The 25,151-nt window shown below is 66.9% G+C and carries 26 protein-coding genes; 11 read left to right on the top strand and 15 right to left on the bottom strand.

The features are described from left to right. Positions 1–64 precede the first annotated feature (64 nt). From BM031_RS17535 to BM031_RS17520, 4 genes are read left to right on the top strand one after another with little or no spacing between them, the layout of a single operon-like run. A complete protein-coding gene (locus BM031_RS17535; protein WP_091875862.1) occupies positions 65–1,123 on the top strand; it encodes an aminoglycoside phosphotransferase family protein in 1,059 nt (352 codons plus the stop codon). A gap of 10 nt (positions 1,124–1,133) precedes the next feature. Further along, positions 1,134–1,856 (top strand): N-acetylmuramate alpha-1-phosphate uridylyltransferase MurU, encoded by a 723-nt coding sequence (murU, locus tag BM031_RS17530; RefSeq protein WP_091875861.1) that lies wholly within the window; start codon positions 1,134–1,136, stop codon positions 1,854–1,856. Next, the gene (locus BM031_RS17525; protein ID WP_091875860.1) at positions 1,853–3,196 is read left to right on the top strand and encodes an aminopeptidase P N-terminal domain-containing protein; all 1,344 of its coding nucleotides are present in this window, start codon (positions 1,853–1,855) and stop codon (positions 3,194–3,196) included. Before murU ends, BM031_RS17525 begins: the two co-directional genes overlap by 4 nt. Further along, complete coding sequence (locus tag BM031_RS17520; RefSeq protein ID WP_091875859.1) at positions 3,196–4,344, top strand: FAD-dependent monooxygenase; 1,149 nt, start codon at positions 3,196–3,198, stop codon at positions 4,342–4,344. Before BM031_RS17525 ends, BM031_RS17520 begins: the two co-directional genes overlap by 1 nt. Here BM031_RS17520 and BM031_RS17515 read toward each other — a convergent pair. Genes BM031_RS17515 through BM031_RS17500 form a run of 4 tightly spaced genes read right to left on the bottom strand, consistent with a single transcriptional unit; the run spans position 4,341 to position 7,496 of the window. Continuing rightward, complete coding sequence (locus tag BM031_RS17515) at positions 4,341–4,565, bottom strand: DUF7661 family protein (protein ID WP_091875858.1); 225 nt, start codon at positions 4,563–4,565, stop codon at positions 4,341–4,343. The two genes, BM031_RS17520 and BM031_RS17515, sit on opposite strands and share 4 nt — an antisense overlap. A gap of 4 nt (positions 4,566–4,569) precedes the next feature. Next, on the bottom strand, positions 4,570–6,027 hold the full coding sequence (locus BM031_RS17510) for an NAD(P)(+) transhydrogenase (Re/Si-specific) subunit beta (protein WP_091875857.1): 1,458 nt from the start codon (positions 6,025–6,027) through the stop codon (positions 4,570–4,572). Continuing rightward, positions 6,024–6,359 carry an NAD(P) transhydrogenase subunit alpha part 2 gene (locus BM031_RS17505; RefSeq protein ID WP_091875856.1) on the bottom strand — a complete coding sequence of 112 codons (336 nt, stop codon included), beginning with the start codon at positions 6,357–6,359 and terminating at the stop codon, positions 6,024–6,026. Before BM031_RS17505 ends, BM031_RS17510 begins: the two co-directional genes overlap by 4 nt. Positions 6,360–6,383: 24 nt before the next feature. Then, a complete protein-coding gene (locus BM031_RS17500; RefSeq protein WP_091875855.1) occupies positions 6,384–7,496 on the bottom strand; it encodes a Re/Si-specific NAD(P)(+) transhydrogenase subunit alpha in 1,113 nt (370 codons plus the stop codon). A 245-nt stretch (positions 7,497–7,741) separates the two neighbouring features. On the opposite strand from BM031_RS17500, the gene BM031_RS17495 reads away from it, so the two are divergent. Next, entirely contained in the window at positions 7,742–8,224 is a 483-nt protein-coding gene (locus BM031_RS17495) for an NUDIX hydrolase (protein WP_091875854.1), read from the top strand. A gap of 16 nt (positions 8,225–8,240) precedes the next feature. Further along, the gene (gene mnmA / locus BM031_RS17490; protein WP_091875853.1) at positions 8,241–9,344 is read left to right on the top strand and encodes a tRNA 2-thiouridine(34) synthase MnmA; all 1,104 of its coding nucleotides are present in this window, start codon (positions 8,241–8,243) and stop codon (positions 9,342–9,344) included. 36 nt (positions 9,345–9,380) lie between these two features. Here mnmA and BM031_RS17485 read toward each other — a convergent pair whose 3' ends face one another. Beyond that, entirely contained in the window at positions 9,381–11,123 is a 1,743-nt protein-coding gene (locus BM031_RS17485) for a sensor domain-containing phosphodiesterase (protein WP_229408996.1), read from the bottom strand. 205 nt (positions 11,124–11,328) lie between these two features. Between BM031_RS17485 and BM031_RS17480 the strand changes: the two genes are divergently transcribed. Beyond that, a complete protein-coding gene (locus BM031_RS17480; protein WP_091875851.1) occupies positions 11,329–12,018 on the top strand; it encodes a GAF domain-containing protein in 690 nt (229 codons plus the stop codon). Here BM031_RS17480 and BM031_RS17475 read toward each other — a convergent pair. From BM031_RS17475 to BM031_RS17445, 7 genes are all read right to left on the bottom strand, one after another. Then, the gene (locus BM031_RS17475; protein WP_091875850.1) at positions 12,015–12,410 is read right to left on the bottom strand and encodes a response regulator; all 396 of its coding nucleotides are present in this window, start codon (positions 12,408–12,410) and stop codon (positions 12,015–12,017) included. The two genes, BM031_RS17480 and BM031_RS17475, sit on opposite strands and share 4 nt — an antisense overlap. Positions 12,411–12,453: 43 nt before the next feature. Then, on the bottom strand, positions 12,454–13,239 hold the full coding sequence (locus BM031_RS17470) for a 5'-3' exonuclease (protein WP_091875849.1): 786 nt from the start codon (positions 13,237–13,239) through the stop codon (positions 12,454–12,456). Between the two features lie 73 nt (positions 13,240–13,312). Further along, on the bottom strand, positions 13,313–14,257 hold the full coding sequence (locus BM031_RS17465; protein ID WP_091875848.1) for a DUF4214 domain-containing protein: 945 nt from the start codon (positions 14,255–14,257) through the stop codon (positions 13,313–13,315). Then, positions 14,258–16,837, bottom strand: coding sequence for a DUF4214 domain-containing protein (locus BM031_RS17460; RefSeq protein ID WP_091875847.1), 2,580 nt, complete (start codon positions 16,835–16,837; stop codon positions 14,258–14,260). It lies immediately after the preceding gene. A 6-nt stretch (positions 16,838–16,843) separates the two neighbouring features. Then, a complete protein-coding gene (locus tag BM031_RS17455; protein ID WP_091875846.1) occupies positions 16,844–18,196 on the bottom strand; it encodes a DUF1501 domain-containing protein in 1,353 nt (450 codons plus the stop codon). Then, positions 18,196–19,839 carry a DUF1800 domain-containing protein gene (locus BM031_RS17450; RefSeq protein ID WP_091875845.1) on the bottom strand — a complete coding sequence of 548 codons (1,644 nt, stop codon included), beginning with the start codon at positions 19,837–19,839 and terminating at the stop codon, positions 18,196–18,198. Before BM031_RS17450 ends, BM031_RS17455 begins: the two co-directional genes overlap by 1 nt. A 107-nt stretch (positions 19,840–19,946) precedes the next feature. Then, positions 19,947–20,618, bottom strand: coding sequence for a glutathione S-transferase family protein (locus tag BM031_RS17445; protein WP_091875844.1), 672 nt, complete (start codon positions 20,616–20,618; stop codon positions 19,947–19,949). 148 nt (positions 20,619–20,766) lie between these two features. On the opposite strand from BM031_RS17445, the gene BM031_RS17440 reads away from it, so the two are divergent. Continuing rightward, a complete protein-coding gene (locus tag BM031_RS17440; RefSeq protein WP_091875843.1) occupies positions 20,767–21,144 on the top strand; it encodes a COG4315 family predicted lipoprotein in 378 nt (125 codons plus the stop codon). Positions 21,145–21,363: 219 nt separating this feature from the next. On the opposite strand, the gene BM031_RS17435 is transcribed toward BM031_RS17440, so the two are convergent. The 3 genes from BM031_RS17435 to BM031_RS17425 are packed head-to-tail and all read right to left on the bottom strand — an operon-like array spanning position 21,364 to position 23,774. Next, a complete protein-coding gene (locus BM031_RS17435) occupies positions 21,364–21,630 on the bottom strand; it encodes a DUF6587 family protein (RefSeq protein ID WP_091875842.1) in 267 nt (88 codons plus the stop codon). A 2-nt stretch (positions 21,631–21,632) separates the two neighbouring features. Beyond that, the gene (feoB, locus tag BM031_RS17430; RefSeq protein WP_091875841.1) at positions 21,633–23,513 is read right to left on the bottom strand and encodes a ferrous iron transporter B; all 1,881 of its coding nucleotides are present in this window, start codon (positions 23,511–23,513) and stop codon (positions 21,633–21,635) included. Positions 23,514–23,516: 3 nt separating this feature from the next. Then, complete coding sequence (locus BM031_RS17425) at positions 23,517–23,774, bottom strand: FeoA family protein (protein WP_091875840.1); 258 nt, start codon at positions 23,772–23,774, stop codon at positions 23,517–23,519. A 244-nt stretch (positions 23,775–24,018) separates the two neighbouring features. On the opposite strand from BM031_RS17425, the gene BM031_RS17420 reads away from it, so the two are divergent. The 3 genes from BM031_RS17420 to BM031_RS17410 all read left to right on the top strand — a co-directional run. Then, positions 24,019–24,228: a (2Fe-2S)-binding protein gene (locus BM031_RS17420; RefSeq protein ID WP_091875916.1), complete on the top strand. Its 210-nt coding sequence runs from the start codon at positions 24,019–24,021 to the stop codon at positions 24,226–24,228. A 96-nt stretch (positions 24,229–24,324) separates the two neighbouring features. Next, positions 24,325–24,795, top strand: a complete 471-nt coding sequence (gene bfr, locus BM031_RS17415; RefSeq protein ID WP_091875839.1) for a bacterioferritin — start codon at positions 24,325–24,327, stop codon at positions 24,793–24,795. A 171-nt stretch (positions 24,796–24,966) separates the two neighbouring features. Beyond that, the coding region (locus BM031_RS17410; RefSeq protein WP_177207804.1) for a DUF4372 domain-containing protein at positions 24,967–25,151 on the top strand (185 nt) is incomplete at its 3' end.

Below are 25,151 nucleotides of genomic sequence, written 5' to 3'. Positions count from 1 at the left end.
AGAGATTCCAGTAATGGGTTTCTCCTACCCTACCTTCAACCAACCGGATTCACCAGGCTGCTTCATGTCTTCTTTGTATCAAAATTCCTCCACTTCCGCCGGCAACGACGCTCGCCTGCAAGGGCTGACCGAATGGCTGGCGTCGACCGGCCTGGTGGAAGTCGAGACGGGCCGCCCGGCGTCGTCCGACGCGAGCTTCCGCCGTTACTTCCGTTACGACGTCGTCCCCGCCATGCGCGACAAACTGGGCGCCACCCTGGTGGCGATGGACGCCCCGCCCGAGCGCGAGAACGTGCCGGCCTTCCTGCACGTGCAGGAACTGCTGCTGGACGCCGGCGTCACGGTGCCGGCGATCGTCGCCAAAAAGGTCGAGAGCGGCTACCTGCTGCTGTCCGACCTCGGCGTGACCACCTACCTGGCGCGCCTGGATGCCGACAACGCGGCCTTCATGTATTCCAGTGCGGTGGACGCCCTGCTGAAGTTCCAGCTGGCCAGCGAGCCGGGCAAGCTGGCCGAGTTCGACCGCGCCTTCGTGCTGCGCGAGATGAACCTGTTCCCGGAGTGGTACATCGGCAAGCACCTGAACGTGACGCTGGACGAGAAGCAGCAGGCCCAGCTCGACAAGGTATTCGAAGCGATCACCGCCAACGTGCTGGCGCAGCAGCAGGTCTACATGCACCGCGATTTCCATTCGCGTAACCTGATGTGGCTGGAAACGGGCAACCCGGGCGTGCTGGATTTCCAGGACGCCGTCTACGGCCCGATCACCTACGACCTGGCTTCGCTGCTGCGCGACGCTTACATCCAGTGGGACGAAGAGACCGTGCTGGACTGGGTGGTGCGCTACTGGCAAAGCGCCAAGCAGCTCGGCCTGCCGGTCAATCCGGACATCGACGCCTTCTACCGCGACTTCGAATTCATGGCCCTGCAGCGCCACCTGAAGATCCTCGGCATCTTCTGCCGCCTGAACTACCGCGACGGCAAGCCGATCTACATGGGCGACCTGCCGACCGTGATGGATTACGTGCGCAAGACCGCCAACCGCTACACCGAACTCAAGCCGCTCATTCGCCTCCTCGACGCACTCGAGGACAAGGCGCCCGCGGTCGGCTACACCTTCTGAGGACGCGCCCATGAAAGCGATGATTTTCGCGGCAGGCCGCGGCGAGCGCATGCGCCCGCTGACGGACGCCTGCCCCAAGCCGCTGCTCAAGGTGCGCGGCCGTCCGATGATCACCTACCACGTGCTCAACCTGGTGCGTGCCGGGATCACCGACATCGTCATCAACCACTCCCACCTCGGCCACATGATCGAGGAAGAGCTGGGCGACGGCAGCAAGTATGGCGCGCGCATCGTGTATTCGCACGAGCCCACCCCGCTGGAAACCGCGGGCGGCATCGCCAACGCGCTGCACCTGCTGGGCGACGAGCCTTTCCTGGCGGTGTCGGGCGACATCTACGCGCCCTATTTCGATTTTTCGCAGGTGTTCGATGTGGTGAAGGACAAGGACATGGTGGGCGTGCCCTACCCGTTTGAGAAGCGCGACATCGCCTGGCTGTGGCTCACGCCCAATCCGTGGCACAACCCGCAGGGTGACTTCGCCCTCGACATGTACACGCTGCGTAACGAGGGCCCGGAGAAGTTCAATTTCGCCGGCATCGGCGTCTACCGCCCCGAGATGTTCGACGGAATCACCGCCGGCGACTTCGTCAAGTTCGGCCCCCTGATGCGCAAGTTCATCGACCAGGGCCGCGTGGGCGGCGAACTCTATACGGGCCAGTGGGTCAACGTCGGCACCGTGGGCCAGCTGGAAGACCTGAACGCGCCGCTGAAGGCGGCCAAGACGGGTTCATGACGGCAGGCGTCGCCATGTACGCCGAACGGCGCGCGCGCCTGGCGGCGCAGATGCAGCCGGGCGCCGTCGCGGTGCTGGCGACCGCGCCGGAAGTGCTGCGCAACGGCGACAGCGACTACCCCTACCGCCACGACAGCTATTTCTACTACCTGACCGGCTTCACCGAGCCGGAGAGCGTGCTGGTGCTCGTCGCCGCCCGCGGCGACGCGCCGGCGCGCGCTATCCTGTTCTGCCGCGAGAAAAACCTCGAGCGCGAAATCTGGGATGGCTTCCGCCATGGACCGGAAGCGGCGCGCGTGGCGTTCGGTTTCGACGAGGCATACCCGGTCGACGAACTCGATGCGCAGATGGGCAAGCTGCTGGCCAATGTACCGGCGCTGTACTACGCGCTGGGCCACAGCGCCGCGCTCGATGCGCAGGTGAGCGGCTGGCTCAAAGCCGTGCGCGCGCAGGGCCGCACCGGTATCACGGCGCCTTCTGCGACGCACCACCTGTCTGGCCTGATCGACGAGATGCGCCTGCTCAAGGATGCGGGCGAACAGACCCTGATGGCGCGCGCCGCTGCCATCGCCGCCGCGGCCCATGCGCGCGCGATGCGCTTTACGCGGCCTGGCGTGTTCGAATACGAAATCGAAGCCGAGCTGCAGCACGAATTTCGCCGCAACGGCGCCCAGTTCCCGGCCTATACCCCGATCGTCGCCTCCGGCGCCAACGCCTGCGTGCTGCACTACAGCGCCAACAACCAGCCATGCCGCGACGGCGAACTGGTGCTGGTCGACGCCGGCTGCGAATTCGACGGCTACGCCTCCGACATCACGCGCACCTGGCCGGTGAGCGGGCGCTTTACGGAACCGCAAAGAATCCTGTACGAGCTGGTGCTGCAGGCGCAGGAAGCGGCCTTCGCCGCCATCGTGCCCGGGCGCCCCTACAGCGACATGCACGAGGCGGCGGTGAAGGTACTGGCCGGCGGCATGCTGGACCTCGGACTGCTCGCCAAGTCGAAGTACGCGTCGGTGGAAGACGCCATCGCCGACAAGGCCCACCTGCAGTTCTACATGCACGGCACCGGCCACTGGCTCGGGATGGACGTGCACGACGTCGGGCCCTACCGCGACCTGTCCCTGCCCGCGCACCCTTCGCGCGCCCTGCTGGCGGGAATGGCGCTGACGGTGGAGCCGGGTATCTACGTGCGCCCGGCCGAAGGCGTGCCTGAGCAGTTCTGGAACATCGGCATCCGGATCGAGGACGACGTGCTCGTCACCGAAGGCGGCTGCCGCATCCTCTCGGGCGACGCACCGAAGGCGGTCGCCGAGGTCGAAGCATTGATGGGGGAAGCTTGATGGCAGACGAACGGATCGAAGTCGATATCGCCATTTGCGGCGCCGGCCCGGTAGGCCTGGCGCTGGCCGCATTTCTGGTTCGCCGCGGCGTGGCGGGCAGCAGCATCGCCCTCATCGACGGCAAGTCGCTGGGACAGGCGATCACGGACCCGCGCTCGATCGCGCTGTCCTGGGGCAGCGTGCAGCTGCTGGAAGACGTGCAGGCCTGGCCGCTGCCGGCCACGCCAATCCACGAGATCCACATCTCGCGCCGCGGCCAGCTTGGCCGCAGCCTGATGGACCGCGCCGAGCACCAGCTCGATGCACTGGGCTATGTTGCGCGCTACGGCGACGTGGTCGACGCGCTGGCGCGCGCCTGCGAACGCGCCGGCGTGACCACCTTGCGCCCGGCGCGGGTCGCCTCGTTCGATGACGAGGACAGCGGCGTGTTGCTGCACCTGGAGGACGGTCGCACGGTAGCCGCGCAGGTGGCGGTGCAGGCCGAAGGCGGTGTCTTTGGCCAGCAGGGCACCAAGGCCCATCAACGCGACTACGAACAAACCGCCTTGATCGCCCGTGTCAGCGCCAGCGCCCCGATCCCCCACCGCGCCTTCGAGCGCTTCACCGACGAAGGCCCGCTGGCGCTGCTGCCGCAGGAAGGCGCCGACGGCTACCAGTACGCGCTGGTATGGTGCATGCGTCCGCAGCGCGCGACCGACGTGCAGTTGCTGGGCGACGCGGCATTCCTGGCGCAGCTGGGCGAGGCGTTTGGCGGCCGCGTGGGCACATTCACCGCCAGCTCCCCGCGTATCGCCTTCCCCCTCGGCCTGAACGCGGAAGCCCGCGCAACGGCCCGCACGGTCGCCATCGGCAACGCCGCGCAAACCCTGCACCCGGTCGCCGGCCAGGGCCTGAACCTCGGCCTGCGCGACGCCGCCGTGCTGGCGCGCCGGCTTGCGCGCGGCGCCACCCCGGATGCGATCGGGGCCTTCATGAGCGACCGCGCCCAGGACCGGCGCCTGACGATCGGTTTGACCGACTCCATGGCCCGCGCCTTCACCGCCGTGGGTCCGCTGCAGCCCCTGCTTGGCCTGTCGCTGGCGGCGCTGGACGTCGTCAAGCCCGCGCGCCTGCTGCTGGCCGACCTGATGATGTTCGGCCGCCGTTAATTGTCCGTCAGGCGCTCGACTGTGGAGCGCCGCGGCGTGGCCTCTTCGTGGAACAGGTCGGCCAGGTAGTCGGCCAGTCCGTCTTCGGGCAGGTCGTGCGGGATGATGAAGCCGGCAGGACGGCGCTTGCCGTCGCTGCCCGGATACCAGGCCTGCCACGCGCCGGGCGCGCCGGTGATGCTCACCAGTTTCCCGAACACCTTGAAGCGCCGCTCACGCACGGCCTTATTCCACCGCCTTGACCATCGATTCGATCACCTTTTTGGCGTCGCCGAACACCATCATCGTGTTGGGCTGGTAGAACAGGTCGTTGTCCAGGCCCGCATAGCCGGAAGCCATCGAGCGCTTGTTGACGATGATGCTCTTGGCTTTGTAGGCCTCTAAAATCGGCATGCCGGCGATCGCCGATTTCGGGTCTTTCGCCGCCGGGTTCACCACGTCGTTCGCACCGAGCACCAGCACCACGTCGGTCTGGCCGAATTCGCCGTTGATGTCTTCCATTTCCACCACCTGGTCGTAGGGCACCTCGGCCTCGGCCAGCAGCACGTTCATGTGGCCCGGCATGCGCCCGGCCACCGGGTGGATCGCGTAGCGCACCTGCACGCCATGTTCGGTCAGCTTGTCGACCAGTTCCTTCACCGAGTGCTGGGCGCGCGCCACCGCCAGGCCGTAGCCGGGAACGATGATCACCGATTCCGCATTCTGCAGGATGAAGGCGGCGTCCTCCGCCGAGCCGGCCTTGACCGGGCGCTGCTCTTTCGCGCCGCCGTCGTCGACCACGGCTTCGCCGCCGAAGCCGCCCAGCAGCACGTTGAAGAAGGAGCGGTTCATCGCCTTGCACATGATGTAAGAGAGGATCGCGCCGCTCGAACCCACCAGCGAGCCGGCGATGATCAGCATCGAGTTGTTCAGCGAGAAGCCGATGCCCGCCGCGGCCCAGCCCGAGTAGGAGTTCAGCATCGACACCACCACCGGCATGTCGGCGCCGCCGATCGGGATGATGATCAGCACGCCCAGCACAAAGGCGATGGCGGCCATGAGGATGAAAGGCGTCCAGGCGGGCGCCACGCCGTCGGCGAAGCAGAACACCAGGCCCAGCGCCACCAGCCCCAGCGCCAGCACCAGATTCAGGATGTGCTGGCCGGCGAAGCGCACCGGCGCGCCCTGGAACAGGCGGAACTTGTACTTGCCCGACAGCTTGCCGAAGGCGATGACCGAGCCCGAGAAGGTCACCGCGCCCACGAACGTACCGATGAAGAGCTCGAGCCGGTTCCCGAAGGGCAGCGGGGTCTCGCGCGTGGCGATGTTGAAGGCCCAGGGCTCGGACACGGCGGCGATCGCGATGCACACCGCGGCCAGGCCGATCAGCGAGTGCATGGCCGCGACCAGTTCCGGCATCTTGGTCATCTCGACTTTTTTCGCCGCCACCGCGCCGATCGCGCCGCCCACCACCACGCCCAGGATCACCAGCGGGAAGCCCATGCCATGGCCCGTAGCGAGTTCGGCCTGCAGCTTGAAGATCAGGGCCACCGTGGTGACGACCGCGATCGCCATACCGGCCATGCCGAAGCTGTTCCCCAGGCGCGCCGTGGAGGGCGAGGACAGGCCCTTGAGCGCCTGGATGAAGCATACCGACGCCACCAGGTAGAACAGCGTCACGACATTCATGCTGATGAAGTTCATGCCTGCTCCCCCGCAGCCGGCGCCGTGGCAGGCTTGGCTGCCTTGGGCTCCTTCTTCTTGAACATCTCCAGCATGCGGCGCGTGACCATGAAGCCGCCGAAGACGTTCACGGCGGCCAGCGCCACGGCCAGGGTGCCGGCCACCTGCCCGGTCAGCCCTTCGGTCAGGCCTGCGGCCAGCATGGCGCCGACGATGATGATGGCCGAGATCGCGTTGGTCACGGCCATCAGCGGCGTGTGCAGCGCGGGGGTGACGTTCCAGACCACGTGGTAGCCGACGTAGATGGCCAGCACGAAGATGATCAGGTTGATGATGGTGTGGCTGATTTCCATGCTTCGCTCCTCGTTCCGTTCTTCTTAGGTCCGCAGCACCGCGCCGTCCGCGCACACCAGGGTGGCGCGCACGATCTCGTCCTCGCGGTCGATCACGAACTTGTCTTCCTTGTCGATCACCAGCTTGAGGAAATCCAGCACGTTGCGCGCGTACAGCGCGGACGCGTCGGCCGGCACCATCGCCGCCAGGTTCGGCTCGCCAATGATGTGGACGCCGTGCTTGACCACGGTGCGGTCCAGTTCCGTCAGCGGGCAGTTGCCGCCCTGTTCGATGGCCATGTCGACGATCACGGAACCGGGCTTCATGGCCCGCACCGTTTCCTCGGAAATGAGCAGCGGCGCCTTGCGGCCCGGGATCAGCGCGGTGGTGATGATGATGTCGGCTTGTCTTGCGCGTTCGTGCACCAGTTCGGCCTGGCGCCGCATCCAGTCGGCCGGCATCGGCCGCGCGTAGCCGCCGGCGCCCTTGGCGATCTCGCGTTCTTCGTCGGTGACGTAGGGGACGTCGATGAACTTGGCGCCGAGCGACTCCACCTGTTCCTTCACCGGCGGACGCACGTCGGAAGCCTCGATCACGGCCCCCAGGCGCTTGGCGGTGGCAATCGCCTGCAGGCCGGCCACGCCGACGCCCATGATCAGCACCCGCGCGGCCTTCACCGTGCCGGCCGCGGTCATCAGCATCGGCATGAAGCGTCCATAGGTGTTCGCGGCCAGCATCACGGCCTTGTAGCCGGCGATGTTGGCCTGGCTCGACAGCACGTCCATCGACTGGGCGCGCGTGATGCGCGGCGCGGCTTCCAGCGCAAAGGCGGACAGGCCAGCGGCGGCAAGCAGGGCCAGATTGTCGGCGTCGAAAGGGTTGAGCATGCCAACCAGGACGGTGCCGGGACGCATCTGGGCGCGTTCGGCGCTATCGGGGCTGCGCACCTTCAGGACCATGTCGGCCCCGAACGCGGTGGCGGCATCGACGATGCTGGCCCCGGCCGCCTCATACGCGGCGTCGGGGATCGAAGCCCGCACCCCGGCGCCGGCCTGTACCAGCAGCTGGTGGCGCGCGGCCAGCTTCTTGACGGTTTCGGGAGTTGCAGCGACGCGGGTCTCGCCCGGCCTGGTCTCGGCCGGTATGCCAATTCTCATGAAGCCTCCATTGGTGGACACATCTGTCCACAATCTACCATGTAATTACGTCAGTTGCCCAATAACAAATACTAAAAAACAATGTCTGATTGTGGCGAAAACTTTCCCGCAGGACTAGCTGCACCCTTGAATAGTTTGCAATAGATCAAGGCGATTTAACGACAGGCAAGCGCACCGTAAGTGGTATGGACGAGCAGAAATGCCGTGTGTCAAGGTAGAATACCGGCTCATTTTCAAGGACGCGCATGACCGATATCTTCAAACCATCCGTGACTGTCGCTGCGATCATCGAGCGCGACGGGCGTTTCCTGCTGATCGAAGAAGAGACGAGCGAAGGCGTGAAGCTGAACCAGCCGGCCGGCCACCTCGACCCCAACGAGTCGCTCGAGCAGGCGGTGGTGCGCGAAGCGCTGGAAGAGACGGCCCATGAATTCATCCCGACCGCGCTGGTGGGCATGTACATGTCGCGCTACCATTCGAAATCGCGCGGCACCGACGTCACTTACCTGCGCTTTACCTTTTGCGGCCACGCCGGCCGCGAACTGGACCAGCCGCTGGACGAAGGTATCCTGCGCACCTTGTGGATGACGCGCGACGAAATCGCCGCCACCGCCGACCAGCACCGCAGCCCGATCGTGCTGCAATGCGTGGACGACTACCTGGCCGGCAACCGCACGCCGCTGCACCTGCTGTACACCCACCCCTCGGTGTTCGAGGGCGGGATCTAAACAAGACGGAATCAAGATGAGCAAGAAAAAAGTCGTGATCGGGATGTCGGGCGGTGTCGACTCCTCGGTCGCGGCGTGGATGCTGAAGGAACAGGGCTACGAAGTGATCGGCCTGTTCATGAAGAACTGGGAAGACGACGACGATTCGGAATACTGCTCGACGCGCCAGGACTGGATCGACGCGGCCAGCGTGGCCGACGTGGTCGGCGTCGACATCGAGGCGGTGAATTTCGCCGCCGAGTACAAGGACCGCGTGTTCGCCGAGTTCCTGCGCGAATACCAGGCCGGCCGCACCCCCAACCCGGACGTGCTGTGCAACGCCGAGATCAAGTTCAAGGCCTTCCTCGACCATGCGATGAAGCTGGGCGCCGACCTGATCGCGACCGGCCACTATGCGCGCGTGCGCGAGAATGACGGCCGCTTCGAACTGCTCAAGGCGTTCGACCACACCAAGGACCAGAGCTACTTCCTGCACCGCCTGAACCAGGCGCAGCTCTCCAAGTCGCTGTTCCCGCTGGGCGAGATCCCGAAGCTTGAGGTGCGCAAGATAGCCGCACGCCTGCAGCTGCCCAATGCGCTGAAAAAGGATTCGACCGGCATCTGCTTCATCGGCGAGCGCCCGTTCCGCGATTTCCTGAATCGCTACCTGTCGCACAAGCCGGGCCCGATGAAGCTCGATGACGGCACCGTCGTGGGCGAGCATATCGGCCTGTCCTTCTATACGCTGGGCCAGCGCAAGGGCATCGGCATCGGCGGCCTGAAGTCGCACCGCAACGCGGACGGCACCAGCGAGCCGTGGTTCGTGGCGCGCAAGGACATCGCGACCAACACGCTCTACATCGTGCAGGGCCACGACCATCCGTGGCTGCTGTCGGGTCGCCTGGAAGCGGGCCAGGCCAGCTGGGTCGCGGGCGAGCCGCCGGCGCCGCGCGCGCTGTCGGCCAAGACGCGCTATCGCCAGGCCGACGTTGCCTGCACCGTCGCGGCAAGCGGCCCGGATCGTTTTGCGCTGGATTTCCTTGACCCGCAATGGGCGGTAACGCCGGGCCAGTCCGCCGTGCTGTACGACGGCGACGTGTGCCTGGGCGGCGGGATCATCGACTTCAATACCGTCGCTTGAGGCCAGGGTGGCCGGCGCGAGCGGCCACCGGCTGCATCACGCCGCGCGCGCCGCCAGCCAGCCAGCCAGCAGGCCTGGGGCCATCGGCCGCGCATAGTAATAACCCTGCGCTTCGTCGCAACCCGCATCGCGCAGCAGCTGCGCCACTTCCGCCGTTTCCACGCCCTCCGCCACCACCCGGTGTCCCAGGTCATGCGAGAGCTTGATCATGGTCGTCACCAGCGCCAGCGTGCGTTGGTCCTTTTCCATCCCGCGCACGAAGGACTGGTCGATCTTGACCACGTCGGCCGGCATCTCCTGCAGGTAGGCCAGGCTGCTGTAGCCGGTGCCGAAATCGTCGATGGCGATCTTGACGCCGCCCTGCGCCAGCCGGGTCATGGTGTCGTGCGCGGCCTTTGGTTTACGCATCAGGGCACTCTCGGTCATTTCCAGCGCCAGGCTGGCCGACGGCAGGCCATGGCGCGCCAGGCCGTCGAGCACGCGGTCGCAGAAATCGGGTTCCTCGAGGTTGACCGCGGACACGTTGACCGCCACCTGCAGCGTGCTGCCGGCGGCGTGCCAGCTGGAGAGCTGGCGCAGCGCCGCTTCCAGCACCCATTCGGTGGTGGCGCGCGCCAGCGAGGTGCTTTCGATGATCGGCATGAATTCGCCCGGCGGGATGGCGCCCGCCTCGGGGTGGTTCCAGCGCAGCAGGGCTTCCACGCCGCCGCAGGCGCCGTCGCGCAGCGAGACCTTGGGCTGGAAGGCCAGGTACAGCTCGTCGGGCTGGGCCAGGGCGCGACCGAGCTCGCTGATCAGCCAGAAGCGGTGGCGGTAGGCGGCGTCCTGTTCGGGCGAGTACACGCGCAGCCCCGATTCGGCGTCGCGCGCGTCGTGCGCCGCGCTGTACAGGTTGCGCAGCACATCCAGCGGCGCGTCCTGGCCCACGGCGAAGCGCACCAGGCCCACCGTGGTGGTGGTCAGGAAGCTGGCCTGCCCCGTCGGCGTGCGTTCGCCCAGCCAGCCGAGCAGGGTGCCGCTGAAGCGCACCAGCGACGCGCCCAGCGGCGCCAGGAAGGCGAACTGGGTGGTGCCGACGTGGTAGACCTTGCCGCCGCCGGCCAGCCGGCGCAGCGCCGGAGTCGCGCTGCGCACGATGTCGTCGAGCCAGGCGCTGCCCATCACGCGCATGGCGTCGCTCAGTTCTTCCGGGGTCGCCAGGCTGACCAGCGCGGCCAGCTGCGGCTCGCCCTGTCCCGCGACGATGCCCAGGTCGCGCACGTCGCTCACGAACTGGTTGCGGTTGGGCAGGCCGCTCACCGGATCGACCCGGCCCAGCGCGTGCTGCAGCTCGATCTGCGCCATCACCATCGCCGCGAGGTCGGCCAGCGTCGAGCGGTCGGCATCGGTCACTGCGCGCGGCTCGGTCCCAAGCACGCACATCGCCCCCAGGCAGTGGCCCGCCTTGGTGGTCAGGGGCGCGCCAAGATAGAAGCGGATGCCGCTATCGGCCAGCGGGCTGTCGCGGAAGCACTCGCTGTCGAGCAGGTCGGGCACCGCGACCATCTGCCCGCTGTCGGCCACCGCCGCGCACGGCGCCTGCAGGCGCGGGATCGCGCTGTGCTCCACCCCCACCTTCGACTTGAACCACTGGCGGTTGGCGTCGGTCAGCGACACCGCGGCGATCGGCAGCTGGAACAGCTGGGCCGCCATGCGCGTGATGCGGTCGAAGGCTTCGCTCGGTGCGGTGTCCAGCAGCTCGAGCTGGCGCAGCGCGTCGAGCCGGTTCGCTTCATGCATGGAGGGGACGTGCGGAGAGTTCATGAGGGCCTTGGCTGTCGTACACGGGGCAGGCGAACGAATTTATCGGAATTGACGATTATAACCGCATTGCGGGGAAATAAGTTGCATTAAACCAATTAATGAACGTTGATATGCGCATTTCCGTCAAATATTCTGCGTATTCGGGTAGAATTGCTGTATTCATTGCAACCCTGTCAACACGATGGCCCAGACCGACGAAGATCCTGTCCTCACCACCAGCGAAGCGGCGCAGCTGCTCGGCGTCGCCATCAGCACCGCACAGATCTGGATGGAGAGCGGCGCCCTCGCGGCCTGGAAGACGCCCGGCGGGCACCGGCGGGTGCGCCTGAGCGCGGTCCGGGAGCTGCAGCTCCAGCATAGCGCCGCAGCGCCCGACGGGTCAATCGTCGATTCCGACAGCGCCGCGCAAGTGGCCGCGACGCTGCCCGGCCAGGCCCTGCTCGACACGCCGCCCGAGGAAGCCTTCGACCGCCTGGCGCGGCTGGCCGCGCAGGTGACCGACTGCCCGATGGCGCTGGTGACCGTGCTGGCCCCGCAGCGCCAGTGGTTCAAGGCCCGGGTCGGCCTCGACCTGGCCGAGACGCCGCGCGCCTGGGCCTTCTGCGACCAGGCGGTGGAGACGGGCGAAGCATGCGAGGTGGTCGATACGGCGCTGGACCCGCGCTTCGCGGCCAATCCGCTGGTGACCGGAGCGCCGCATGTGCGCTTCTACGCCGGGGTAGCGCTGGAAGATGCGCAGGGGCGCCGTTTCGGCACCCTGTGCGTGATGGACCGCGACCCGCGCCGGCTGCGCGGGCGCGAGATGCGCGCGCTGCGCGAGCTGGCCGCGATCGCGACCGAAGAGGCGGCGCGCCGCGGCGGCGCCGGCTAGTCCGGCGCGCCCGCCGCCTGCTGCTTCTTGACGATCGCAATGACCGTATTGCGGATCGTTTTGAGCACGGTGTCGGCCTTGAACGGCTTGACGATGAAGCCATGCACGCCGCGCCCCAGCGCTTCCTGGATCGCCGGCGCGTCCAGCGTGCCCGACACCATGAAGATCATCGCCTTGGGCAGGTGGGCGCGCAGCTCCTCGACCACCCGGCTGCCGTCTTCCACCTGCTCGCGCGCGACGCAGACGATCTGCGCGCGGTGCTTCATTGCCAGGCCATGCCCCAGCAGGCCGGTATGGGTCTGCCCCACCACCTCGTAGCCGCCGTCGGTGAGCACGGTATTGAGCAGGCCGCGCGAAATCGCACTGCCGTCCACGATCACTGCCTTGAGCATCGCCTTCCTTCCTTGTGGTGCAGGCGCTCTTGCGCCGCGTTGTTCAGTGCGACTCGTAGGCCAGCATGTTCCAGGTGACGCCCAGCCGCACATCGAGCTTGAGCTGCACCAGCTGGCGCGAAACATCGAGTATCTCACGCTCGGCGCGCAGCCTTTCGCCCAGCGGCGTCTTGAGGATGCCGGCGCCCGCCACCACCGCGTCCAGGCTGCCGTAGGCATTGAGCAGGCGCGCCGCGGTCTTCATGCCGACCTTCGATACGCCCGGCACGCCATCGGTCGGGTCGCCCATCAGCGAGAGCAGGTCCTGCAGGCGTTCCGGCGCCACGCCAAAACGCTGGCGCACCCACGCATCGTCATGCCACTCGTTCCTGAAATGGTCCCACACCAGCGCGCCGTGGGCCACCAGGATGTGCAGGTCCTTGTCGGTGGTCGCGACGATGGCCTGGCCCCGTCCTTCCTGCAACCAGCGCATGACGCCGGTGCCGATCACGTCGTCGGCTTCGACCTCGGGGATTGCCAATACATGCAGGCCGGCCTGGCGCAGGCGCTCGTGGAATTCGGGCAGCGCGGCGCGCAGCGGGTCGGGCATGGGAGCGCGGCCTTCGCGGTAGCGCGGGTACAGCGCATGGCGCCAGTTCGGCCCGCCATAGTCGAAGGCCGCCAGCACGTGGGTCGGCGCGTGCGTTTCCAGCACGGTACGGAAGGACGAGAACGCGTGGCGCAGCGCGATGCTGGCCTTCAGGTCGGAGTCCGGCTCGGGACTGGCTTCGTACACGCGGCGCACGATGTTCAGGCCATCGATCGCCAGCAGCTTTCCCTGTTTGCTCATGGTGGGGGTAAGGGTTGACAAGGCGCCGCCATCATAAACCGCGCAGCCCGCGCAGGGAAGCCGCCTGCGCAGCCTACAGCGCCCCGCCCTCGTACCAGGCGCGCACCACCTCGCGCTCGGCGGGCGTCATATTGGTCTGGTTCCCATAGGGCATGAACTGGGTCTGGACCACGTTGACGTAGATGCGGTAGGCGTCGGTGCGGATCTGCTCGGGCGTGTCGAAACGGATCCCGCGCGGCGCCGTGGCAAAGCCGGGCATGGTGGGGGTCGCCGAGTGGCAGGCCACGCAGCGGGCGCGCACGATCGCCTGCACCTTCGGGAAGGCCGGCGAGGCCGCCACCGCGCCCAGGGCTTCGTCGACCAGGGCCGCTTGTTCGGCCGCGCTGGTGGTGGCGGTGACCTTGGCCAGCACCACGCGCAGCGCGGCGACCGCGGATTCGCCCTGGTACTGGGCCGCGCGCTCCGGCGTGTTCAGGGCGGCGCTGAAGGCGCCCGCGACTTCGGCCTTGCGGTCGAACAGCGCCAGGTCTTGCATCGAGGCGCCGGACAGCAGCGCCACCGGCACCTGGCCGCGCGTGAGCGCGCCGCTGGCCAGCACGCCGGTCCAGAATTCCAGGCCGCCGGCATCGGGCTCGCGGTTGAACAGGTTGCGGTACATCGCCGTCACCGCGCTTGCATCGTCGCCCGAATACAGCGCGAAGGCTTCCGGGCTACCGGCCAGGCTGTCGAGCAGCTGGCGCACGCCGGCTTCCGCGCCATAGCGGAAGTACAGCGCCCCGGTGTCGCCGGGCAGCGCCAGCTGCTGGCTGACGCCGGTGTAGAAGGACAGGCCCGCCGGGTCGGCGGCGCGGCCCAGGTAGGCCAGGTAGAGGCGTTGGACCGCCGCCTCGTGGTCGACCTGGGACAGCGGCACGCCGGTCAGCGTGCGCTGGGGCGGCGGCGGTGCATCGGCGGTGGTGCCGCCGCAGCCGGCCAGCAGCGCGGCCGCGCAGGCAGCCGCAAGAAAAGCGCTTCGCATCTATGTTCCAAATGGGGTGTAGTCGATCCCGCCTTCGATGGCGGCGATCACCTGGGCGCGATTCTCGCCGCTTTCGGCGAACTGCGCCAGCAGTTCCGAACGCGAGAAGCCGAGCTTGATGGCATTGACCCAGAAGTCGTAGCCGGCCTTTTCGGGGGCGCGGTGCAGCACGTTCTGGTACAGCTTGGAGACGAAGTCCTCGGCAGTCGGGTTGGCGCCGTACAGCTTGATCGCCTCGGCCGACTCGAGGAAGCCGCGCGCCACGGATTCGGCGCTGACGCCGTTGTCCATGTTGAACATCCAGAAGCTCAGGCCCGGGATGTCCGGCTTGCGGTCGAAGGCCGCCTGGTAGATGCGGTAGGTCTGGCCGGCCGCGCCGTCGACGTCCAGCGCCACGGCCGTGCCGTCGGCGAACAGCACGCGTTCCACGCCCACCAAGTGATCAAAGCCGGCGGCCTTGGCGGCCGTGAAGCTGTTGTCGTCGTGGAGAGAAAACTTCACGGACGCGCGCACGCCGTCGTAGCGCAGCGTGTCGAAACCGGCGCCGGCATCGATATGGTCCGAGCCGGCGCTGGCAGTGATGCGGTCGTTGCCGCCGCCGGCGGCCAGGGTGTCGTCGCCCGCCGTTCCAAGCAGGTTGTCGCTGCCCTCGGTGCCGCCCGCCGCGGCCGACAGCTGGCGCACCGCGATGAAGCCGGTGTAGTCGTTGCTGCCCTTGGGGTCGGTGACGGTAAAGGTGAAGCGGTCGTCGGCCGCAAAGCCGCGCTGCGGCGTGTAGGTGTACTCGCCGGTGGCGCCCAGGGTCAGGGTGCCGTGCGCCGGGCCGCTCTTGAGCTTGTAGCTCAGGGCGGCGCCGTCGCTCGATGCCGGCAGGGTACCCGCCGTCGCGGCGTTCTGGTCGACGTCGATCACGGCGTCGGCCGCCAGGCCGGCGGCGCCGAAGCTGATGGTGGTGTCGGCAAAGCGCAGCTTCTCGACATTGACCAGGGTGTCGTAGCCGCCGCTGCCGTCGCGCGCGGTGACGAAGATCTTGCCGAAGCCGGTGCTGAGCAGGTAGTCGGCGCGCTTGCCCTCGAACACTGCGGTGTCGATGCCAGCGTCGCCGTCGATCCAGTCGTTGCCCAGGCCGCCGCGCAGGCTGTTGTCGCGGATATTCCCGAGCAGGACGTCGTCGAAGGCCGAGCCGACCGCCGCTTCGATCCAGCTGCCGGGGGTGATGCCGAGGTTGTTGACCGCGACCGCGCCGGCCTTGGTCGCGCCCACGCTCGACAGGCCGCCCGGCGTCAGGTCGATCGACACGCCGATCGCCGAACCCGAGGCGTCGATACTGTCGTTGCCGCCGTCGTCGGTGATGCTGGTCTGGCCGTTGAAGCGCTGGGCATCGAGCGTGTAGACGGTGTCACCGGCGCCCGTCGTGCGGGCGCCGTACAGGTAGCGCAGGGCGGCGATGTCGAGCGCTCCCCAGGTCGACGGGAACAGGCCGTCGGTACCGACGCCGTGCGCCATCACCGAATAGCTGGTGACGTCGTCCAGCGCGCGCCACTGGGCGCTCCAGGCGTCGCCGGCATCGACATTGCGAGGGTGGCGCAGGCCGAGCGCATGGCCGATCTCGTGCAGCAGCGCGGCGTAGCCTTCCGAGCCCGGCGCCAGGTCGCGCAGCGAGTCAAGGTCCATCCACACCTGGCCGGCATTGGCCTGGCCCGGCATCGCGGCCACGCCCTTGGTGCCGGCCTGGGCGCTGGCTCCGAACATCAGCTTGGCGTCGGCGCCCGTCACTTCGCGGAAGCTCAGGCCGGTGAGCTTGGCGGCGCTGTCGAGGATCGCGCGCACCGCCGCCTTCTGGGCCTCGGTGAAGACGGCGAAGCCGGTGGCGCCGGGGCCGCTGGCCGGGGCGCTGGTGGCGAAGCCGAAGCTCAGCTCCACCGCGGCGCCCCGCGAGCTGCCGGCATTCCAGCGGTTGGCATTGTCGCCGAGCAGGCCTTCGCGCGCCATGCGCTCGGGCGAGATGAAGTCGGCCAGCGCCTGGCTGGTATTCCAGCCAAGTCCGATTTTCTCGAAGTTGCTGACCTCGAGGCGGAAATTGGGATAGGCGGCGGCGGTCACCGTGGCGCGCGTGCCGTCGATGCTGACCTCGATGTTGAACTCCGAGATGCTCATGCCCTCGCGCAGCATCGGGAGCCACACAAGGTCGGTGCCCGCGCGACCGTCGGCCACGGTGTACCCGCCGCCGGCGCTGATGTCGTTGTCGTTGGCATCGCCAAACAGCCGGTTGTTGCCCCAGGAGCCGCTGATGTGGCGCACGCCCACCAAGGTATCGCGCGTGCCCCAGCCGTCGTCGGCGTAGCCGGCCGCCAGGTCCACCATAACGTCGCCCGGCGAGTCCCAGTAGGCGGCCGACACGGAACGCCACCAGTCTGGCGTAGGAATCGCTTCGATGCGGTCGTTGCCCGCGCCACCGAGCACCTGTCCCTGGTAGACCCGGATGATGTCGTTGCCGGCCAGGCCGTGATAGTCGTTCCAGTCGTCCGGGTTCCCGGATTGGACGATGACGTCGTCCCCTGCAGTGCCTTTGATGTCCATAACGTCTTATGCGTGCAGCAGGTTGATGGTCTTCTGGCCGAAATTGACCAGGTTCGGGAAGGCCTTGTCGAATTCGGACGCGGGCAGGCCGAGCCACTGCATCAGCGTCGCGCCCACCTGGTCGCTCGAGATGGTCGGCACGAAACGCCCGCCGCCGTTCGGGTCGGAATCGTCCGGGCCGCCCAGGGTCAGGGTCGGCAAGGTGCCGACCACCTGGCCGCCGCGCACCGGGCCGCCCATCGCGAACCAGTGGTTGCCCCAGGCGTGGTCGCTGCCGCCGCCCGAGGCCTGGCGCAGCGTACGCCCGAAGTCGGTCATGGTCAGGGACACCACGTTCTGGTCCAGGCCTGCCGCCTGGTTGGCCTGGTCGAAGGCGCTCATGGCGCGCGCCAGCACCGCCAGCTGGGCGTCCTGGCTGGTGGCGCCGGTGCCGCGCTGGGCCGCGTGGGTATCGAAGCCGCCCCACTGCACCAGGAACACCTGGCGTTTGTAGCCGCGCTGCTTGAAGACCGGCATGAGGGAGGCGAGCTTGCGCAGGGAGCGCGACAGCTCGTCGCTGCCGAAATCGCCCTTCGGTTCGCCGGCGGCCAGCGTGACCTGGGTGAACAGGGTCGATTCGCTCACGGCGCGGCCGAAGGTGCGCGCGTATTCGGCGTCGTACTGGTTGGAGAATTGCCAGCGCGCCATGCGGTTGAGCGCCTGGGCGGCCGGGGTCTGGGGCTGGGCCAGGTCGGCCTGGCCCCAGTAGCGCGAGTCCCAGGGGCTCAGGAAGGACACCGGCGAATTGCGGCCCAGGACCAGGGTGCGGTCGTTATTCATCGTCACCGCATTGACCGGGTTGCGCAGCGCGGTCGGGAGCAGCTCCAGCGAACGCCCGGCCCAGCCGCTGGTATCGCTGTCGCCCAGCCAGCCCTGCTGCCACATCACCTGGTCGCTGTGCGACAGCAGGAAGGACGGCACCGGCACCGAACGCTCGATCACCTGGCGCGCCGTGGCCGGCTGCACCAGCGGGCCGGTATTGGCGATCCACGCCAGGCGGCCGCTGTTGTACAGCGGCGCGAGCGGCGCCAGCGCCGGATGCATGCCGTAGGTATGGCCGCCGCTGCTGCCCGACAGCGTGGCCAGCACGCTTTTCGCGATCGCCAGCTCGGGACGCGCGGCGGCGTAGTCGTTGTAGGCGCCATCCAGCGGCACCAGGCTGTTCAGGCCATCGTTGCCGCCGTTGAGGAACACGACGACCAGGGCGCGGTAATCGTCGCCGGCCGCATGGGCGGTGCCGGATTCCAGCAGGCTGGACGCGCCGAGCATGCTGACCACCGGCGCGGCGCCGGCGAAACGGAGAAAGTGGCGGCGGTCCATCAGCGGATCACTCCATAGTAAGGGGTCGCCAGCGCGAACTGCAGCAGGCTGACGGCTTTCTGGGTTGGGGTATTGCCCCAGGTGGTGGGCGCCAGTTCGATCAGGTTCTGGCGCAGGACGGCCGGCATGGCGCCGCGGAAGTAGCGCTCGCTGACCAGGTCGGCCAGGGCCGCCGGCGAGGCGCTGTAGGCGCGGCCGAAGGCTTCGGCGTCGCAGCTGGAGCCGGCACGGGTCGCGCCTTCGGCAATGCTGTTACCAAGCCGCCACGACAGCTCCGAGGCGTTCAGCAGGCGCTGCTCGGGCGCCAGCAGGTTGCTGCCCGGTGCGCGATCGGTCGGCATGTAGAAGCTGAACACGCTGGCCGGGTCGAACGGATTCTGGGACGAGCCCATCGGGTTGCCGTCGTTCCAGGTCAGCTGGCGCGTGCAGCCAAGGCCGCGCATCACACCGGTGTACCACAGCAGGGGCTCGCGCATCTTGCCGGCGTTGACCGCGCCGCTGCCGACCTGGTCGCCGCGGCGCGCTTCCTGGTCCAGCAGCACGGCCTTGACGACGGCCTTCATGTCGCCGGCCACGCCCTGGCCATTGTTGCGGAACACCGTGGCGACGCGGGCGATATAGGCCGGGCTCGGGTCGCTGGCGACCAGGTGCTGGATCATGCGCAGGCTGACGAAGGGCGCGATGTTCTGGTGCGCCATCAGCACCGAGACGATGGTCTCGAGTTCCTGGCGCGCTTCGACGCCGGCCGGGAAGGAGCGCCCCAACACGGTCTTGGCGCCGCGGTCGTGGGCGGCGCGCCAGGGGTCGGGGACCAGTTCGCCGTCGTAGCGGCGGTAGTCGGTGCGGTCATGGTCGCGCTCGATACGCCAGCCGGTCAGCGCACGCGCCAGTTCCTCGACGTCCTTCTGGCTATAGGTTTCGATCGGCTTGCCGGCGGCGTCGCGCTGGGTAGAGCCGTCCAGGTTGAGCTTGACCACGCCCAGGGCGAACAGCTGCATCAGCTCGCGCGCATAGTTTTCGTTGGGCGCGCACCACTTGCACTCGTCGGTGGTGGGACGGTTCTGGAGATTGTCCAGGTAGATGCCCATCGACGGGTTGATGGTGACGGCGCGGATCAGGTCGCCGTAGTTCGCAAACGCGTACTGCTGCAGGAAGTTCGAGTAGGCCAGGCCGCCATAGGGCTCGATCTTGTTGATCGCGGCCACCACGAACTGCGACAGCGACCAGCTGACGCGACGGCGCAGCTGGTCGGGCGCGTTCAGGAACGAGCCGAACAGCTGCAGGTTGGCGTAGTGGTAAGCCTTCTGGCCCAGCTCCGGGATCTGGCTGTCGTAGTTGACGATCGGGCTGGTGTCGATGGTCGACACCGGCAGCGCATACTGTTCGTCGATCCAGCGCTCGAATCCCTTGACCTGGATGTCCGCCACCAGGGCCGGCGTGGCGCCGAAGCTGACCTGGTCGGCGAAGCGCGCCGCGGCATAGCGGGTCACAGCACTCGCTACCACCGGCTTGACCTGGCCGGCGGACGCGCTGAACTGGTCCGCAGGCTGGCCGGCATCGCGGCTGCAGCCGGCGGCAAATGCCAGGACGACAGGGATCAGCCAGGCCCGCTGCGAGCGGAAAAGGCGCGGGAAGGTGGACATGGAGACTCCTGGGGGAACGAAGCCTCTATTATTGCACGCAGGTATTAATAAACAACCATGAGGTAGGCGGTTTCGCAACACTCATGGTTAAAAAATATATCGCCGGTCTATTTCACAAAATCGTATTTGCCGCCGCGCTCCAGCGCCCGCGCATAGGCCGGCCGCGCATGGATCGCATCCAGGAAGGCCGTCAGCTTCGGATACTGCGCGCCCAGCCCGCCGCGCGAGGCGGCCGCTTCCAGCGCAAAGCTCATCTGGATGTCGGCGGCGCTGAATTCCTCGCCGGCGAACCAGGTGGACTTGCCCAGTTCGGCTTCCAGGAAATCGAGCTGGCTGCGGATGTTCGGCATGATGAAGCTGGATTTGACCTTGCCCGCGATCGAGCGTGCGATCGGCTTGGCGAAGAACGGCATCGGGCTGCTCTCGATCTTGTCGAACACCAGCTTCATCAGCAGCGGCGACATGGCCGTGCCTTCGGCGAAGTGCAGGAAATAGGTCCAGCGCAGGCGCTCCGGGGTGCCGGCGGGCGGCACCAGCCGGCCCTGGCCGTAGCGCTCAACCAGGTATTCGACGATGGCGCCGGATTCGGCCACCACCGTGTCGCCGTCGCTGATCACCGGCGACTTGCCGAGTGGGTGCACAGCCTTGAGTTCCGGCGGCGCCAGCATGGTCTTGGGGTCGCGCTGGTATTTCTTGATCTCGTAGTCGAGCCCGAGCTCTTCGAGCAGCCAGAGGATGCGCTGGGAGCGCGAATTGTTCAGGTGATGGACGACGATCATGGGGTTTCCAGGGGAGTTCGACAGGAGGCCAGCTTACCATGTTGTGCGCCTGCCAACAGGCCGCACCGCTGCCGTCGCGGCAGTTGAGTGCTGGGCCAGCCCGGACTAGAATGGTCATCCACCCACGCAGTCAACGACAGGAGTTCCTATGAGCTTGCTTCGAGCCTGTACCGCCGTTTCCGCCCTGCTGATCAGTTCCACCCTGTACGCATCCGACGCCGCGCCCTTGCAGGCGGCCCACGGCGTGCTGGTCGATGCCAAGGGCATGACGGTCTATACCTACGACAAGGATGAGAGCGGCAAGAGCAATTGCGTCGCCACTTGCGCCAAGAACTGGCCGCCAGTCGTGGCCGGCAGCGCCAATGTCGCGGCGCCCTGGTCGGTCGTCACGCGCGAAGATGGCAGCAAGCAGCTTGCGCACGATGGCAAGCCCTTGTACACCTTCGTGAAAGACAAGAAGGCCGGCGACAAGACCGGCGATGGGATGGGCGGCGCCTGGCACGTCGTGGCTGCGCCGGCCAAGTAGTCACGGCGCACGCCAGTCCCGCGACCGTCATACCGTCGCACCTGCCACTGGCAGCTACGACTTCCGGCGCAGGCAGGAACAATGCCACTGGCATTGTTCCGCCTAATTTCTGCACGCACCTCGACTGCGCAAAAAAAATCAGGCACCGGCCTTCGCCGGTGCGACGGTTCTGCGGTTAGCGGGAAAAATCGGCCTGAGCGTCCCGGCCGCTGCTGTTGCTTAGCGCTGCTGGTGAATCTTGATGACCTTGCCCCTGCCCCCCGGCGCCGTGGGCTCGGCCGCCTTGTCGTCGCCGCAGCTGCCGCAGCTGCCGCAGCCGGTGCCGCAGCTGGCGGACGTATCGAGCCATTTCACCAGCGGCGACTGGCGTCCGCCCTGCGACAGGCGGTGCACCAGGGCACGGCGCCAGCTTTCGGGCAGGTACTTGGCGCCGATGTAGAGGCCCGCCAGCGCAACGATGATCCCCACCACCACTTCCTGCCACATGCTTACGCTCCCGTGAAGTACAGCGTGGTGCGGTAGACGATGAAAGCGGCCACGTAGGCCAGCGCGAACATGTAGCCGGCCATGATCCAGGCGTAGCGGCGGTTGCCCGTTTCGCGGGCCACGGTGGCCAGGGTCGGCAGGCAGTGCGGTGCATACACATACCAGGTGAGCAGCGACAGGCCGGTGGCCAGCGACCACGATTGCGCGATCAGCGGCGCCAGGGTATTGGCGGCTTCGTCGCCGCCCGAGAGCGCGTACACGGTGCCCAGCGCGCCGACCGCCACTTCACGCGCGGCCATGCCGGGCACCAGGGCGATCGCGATTTCCCAGCCGAAGCCGATCGGGGCCAGGATGAATTCCAGGCCGCGGCCGATCAGGCCGGCCACGCTGTAATAGATCGGCGGATGAGTCGCGCCTTCCGGTGCGCCAGGGAAGCTCGACAGCAGCCACAGCATGATCATCATGGTGAGGATCAGGGTGCCGACCCGCATCAGGAAGATCTTGGCGCGCTCCCACAGGCCGGACGCCAGCGCGCGCGGCTGCGGCCAGTGGTAGGCCGGCAGTTCGAGCATCAGCGCCTGCTGCTTGTATTCGCTGCGGCGCTTCATGATCCAGGCCACCGCCATCGCGCTCAGGATGCCGGCCATGTACAGCACGAACAGCACCAGGCCCTGCAAATTGAGCACGCTGGCCACGGTGCGGTCCGGAATGAAGGCCGCGATCAGCAGCGCATACACGGGCAGGCGCGCCGAGCAGGTCATGAGGGGGGCGATCATGATCGTCACCAGGCGGTCGCGCGGATTCTGGATGGTGCGCGCGGCCATGATGCCGGGGATCGCGCAGGCGAACGAGGACAGTAGCGGCAGGAAGGCGCGGCCCGACAGGCCGACGCTGCCCATGACGCGGTCGAGCAGGAAGGCGGCGCGCGGCAGGTAGCCGACGTCTTCGAGCAGCAGGATGAAGAAGAACAGGATCAGGATCTGGGGCAGGAATACCAGCACGCTGCCGACGCCGGCAATGATGCCGTCGACGATGAGGCTGTGCAGCATGCCCTCGCCCAGCCACGCGCCGACCAGTTCACCCAGGCGGCCGACCCCGGCCTCGATCAGGTCCATCGGCAAACCGGCCCAGCTGAACACGGCCTGGAAAATCAGGAACATCAATGCGGCCAGGATCACCGGACCGAGCACCGGGTGCAACACCACGTTGTCGATTTTTTCGGTGAGGTTGCCGCTGTCGCCGCTGGTGGACACCGCCACGTCGAGGATGCGGCGCACTTCGCGCTGGGTTTCCTCGACCGGCACCGCGTCGATCGCCGACAGCGGCTTGGCCTTGACCGGCGCGCTGAACTGCATGCCGTCCAGCTCGGCCAGCAGGGCCGCTTCGCCGCCGGCCTGGATGGCGACGGTTTCGACCACCGGCATGCCCAGCTCGGAGGACAGCTTCGCGGTATCGATCGCGATGCCGCGCTTGCGCGCGACGTCGACCATGTTCAGCACCAGCACCATCGGCAGGCCCAGGCGGCGCAGTTCCAGCACCAGGCGCAGGTTCAGGCGCAGGTTGGTCGCGTTGACCACGCACAGGATGGCGTCGAGCGGGGCTTCGCCCGCGCGCAGGCCGGCCACCACGTCGCGCGTGATGCCTTCGTCCGGGGTTTGCGCATTGAGGCTGTAGGCGCCCGGCAGGTCGAGCACGCGAAACGAGCGCCCGGCCGGCGAGGTGAAGCTGCCTTCCTTGCGTTCGATGGTGACGCCGGCGTAGTTCGCGACCTTCTGGCGCGAGCCGGTGAGGCGGTTGAAGAGCGCGGTCTTGCCGCAGTTGGGATTGCCGAGCAATGCGACCAGGGGCGTGCGGGACGCCACCTGCTGTTCCATGACACCCATCGATTATTCCGGCTTGATCGACACGAGGGCCGCTTCGAAACGGCGCAGCGCGAAGGTGGATTCGCCGACCTTGACCGCCAGCGGGCCACCCATCACGCGCTTGAGCACGCGAATGCGCTCGCCGGGCACGAAGCCGAGTTCCATCAGGCGGCGCTGGACGTCGGGAGCGCCGTCTTGCCCGCTGGGGGCGAGGTGGATCACGGTGGCGCTCTGGCCGGGATGGAGGGCGTCGAGCGTGGTGAGGGTGGGGGCTAGGGTCATGGTCGCGTCCGTGAATGTCGTACTGGATGTAGCGCTGATGAGACAACTACGTGCATCATAAACCTAAATGCGAATTATTTCTATTTGCGCTTTGATCACAGTCCCGGGAAACATCGCAGAAACGCAAAATTCCTGTTGCAAACGCGGTCGAGTTTACGGAGAATAGCAACACAAATGAGATTGATTCTCATTTCAATGCAAATTCACTAAGTAGCATTTGAGCAAGCGCCAAGGGAACGAAACGATGATCGTCTGTGTCTGCAACAACATCTCCGACCGTGAAATCCGCCAGGCGGTCGACCTCGGCATCTCGTCCGTGGCCGAACTGCACCGTGAACTGGGCGTGGGCACCATGTGCGGCACCTGCGTCAGCTACGCCCGCGAAGTGCTCAACGCCCACCTGGACAGCAAGACCGTCGTTACCGAGCTGCGCCGCACGCCACAAGCCGCGTAATCCCCCTCCCGCCCCGGGCCGCTCCGGGGCTGCGCGCCTCCCCGGCGCCGCCCGTGGTTTGTTATGATGTCCACATTCACATCACGAAAGCACTCCATGAAGGGCGATCCCAACATCATCCGGCTGCTCAACGCGCAGCTGACGAACGAACTCACCGCGGTCAACCAGTATTTCCTGCATGCGCGCATGTACCGCCACTGGGGCTTCGGCAAGCTGGCGAAGAAGGAATACGACGAGTCGATCGGTGAGATGAAGCATGCCGACAAGCTGATCGACCGCATCCTGATGCTCGACGGCCTGCCGAACCTGCAGGCGCTGCACAAGCTGCTCATCGGTGAATCGACCCAGGAAATGCTCGAATGCGACCTGAAACTCGAGCGCGCCGCCCAGGTGACGGTCAAGGAAGGCATCGCGGCCTCCGAAGTGGCGGGCGACTACGTGACGCGCGATCTGTTCCTGATGATCCTGGAAGATACCGAGGAACATATCGAGTGGCTGGAGACGCAGCTCGACCTGATCGTGAAGGTGGGGATTCAGAATTATTTGCAGAGTCAGATCAGCGAGTAACTCTGCGATTCGTTAACTTGGATCCCCGCCTGCGCGCACTGCTGTCCGGAATAATTTGCTTGACTTAGCAAGGAGGGGTTGCAGGCATTGGTTTACGAGGGTTAACCTCGGTTTGCCAACTTAAAAACCAAACCTGCAACCATGTACAGCATAACGACATTTCAAGAATTAATGAAGGGGCTGCCCCGCGCTGCCTTCGATCAGGCAGTCGCCCGCCACAATGCCGCCAAATACACCAAGCACTTCAAGCCTTGGAATCACATGACGGCGATGGTGTATGCGCAGGCCAGCGGAGCGCCGAGTTTGCGTGCCCTCGAAACTGGCTTCAATGCGCACGCATCGCATCACTACCATCT

The sequence above is a fragment of the Massilia yuzhufengensis genome (assembly GCF_900112225.1).
GTDB lineage: Bacteria > Pseudomonadota > Gammaproteobacteria > Burkholderiales > Burkholderiaceae_D > Telluria > Telluria yuzhufengensis.
The sequence above is the reverse complement of the archived record's forward strand: the minus strand, read 5'-3'. Positions and strand labels throughout refer to the sequence as shown.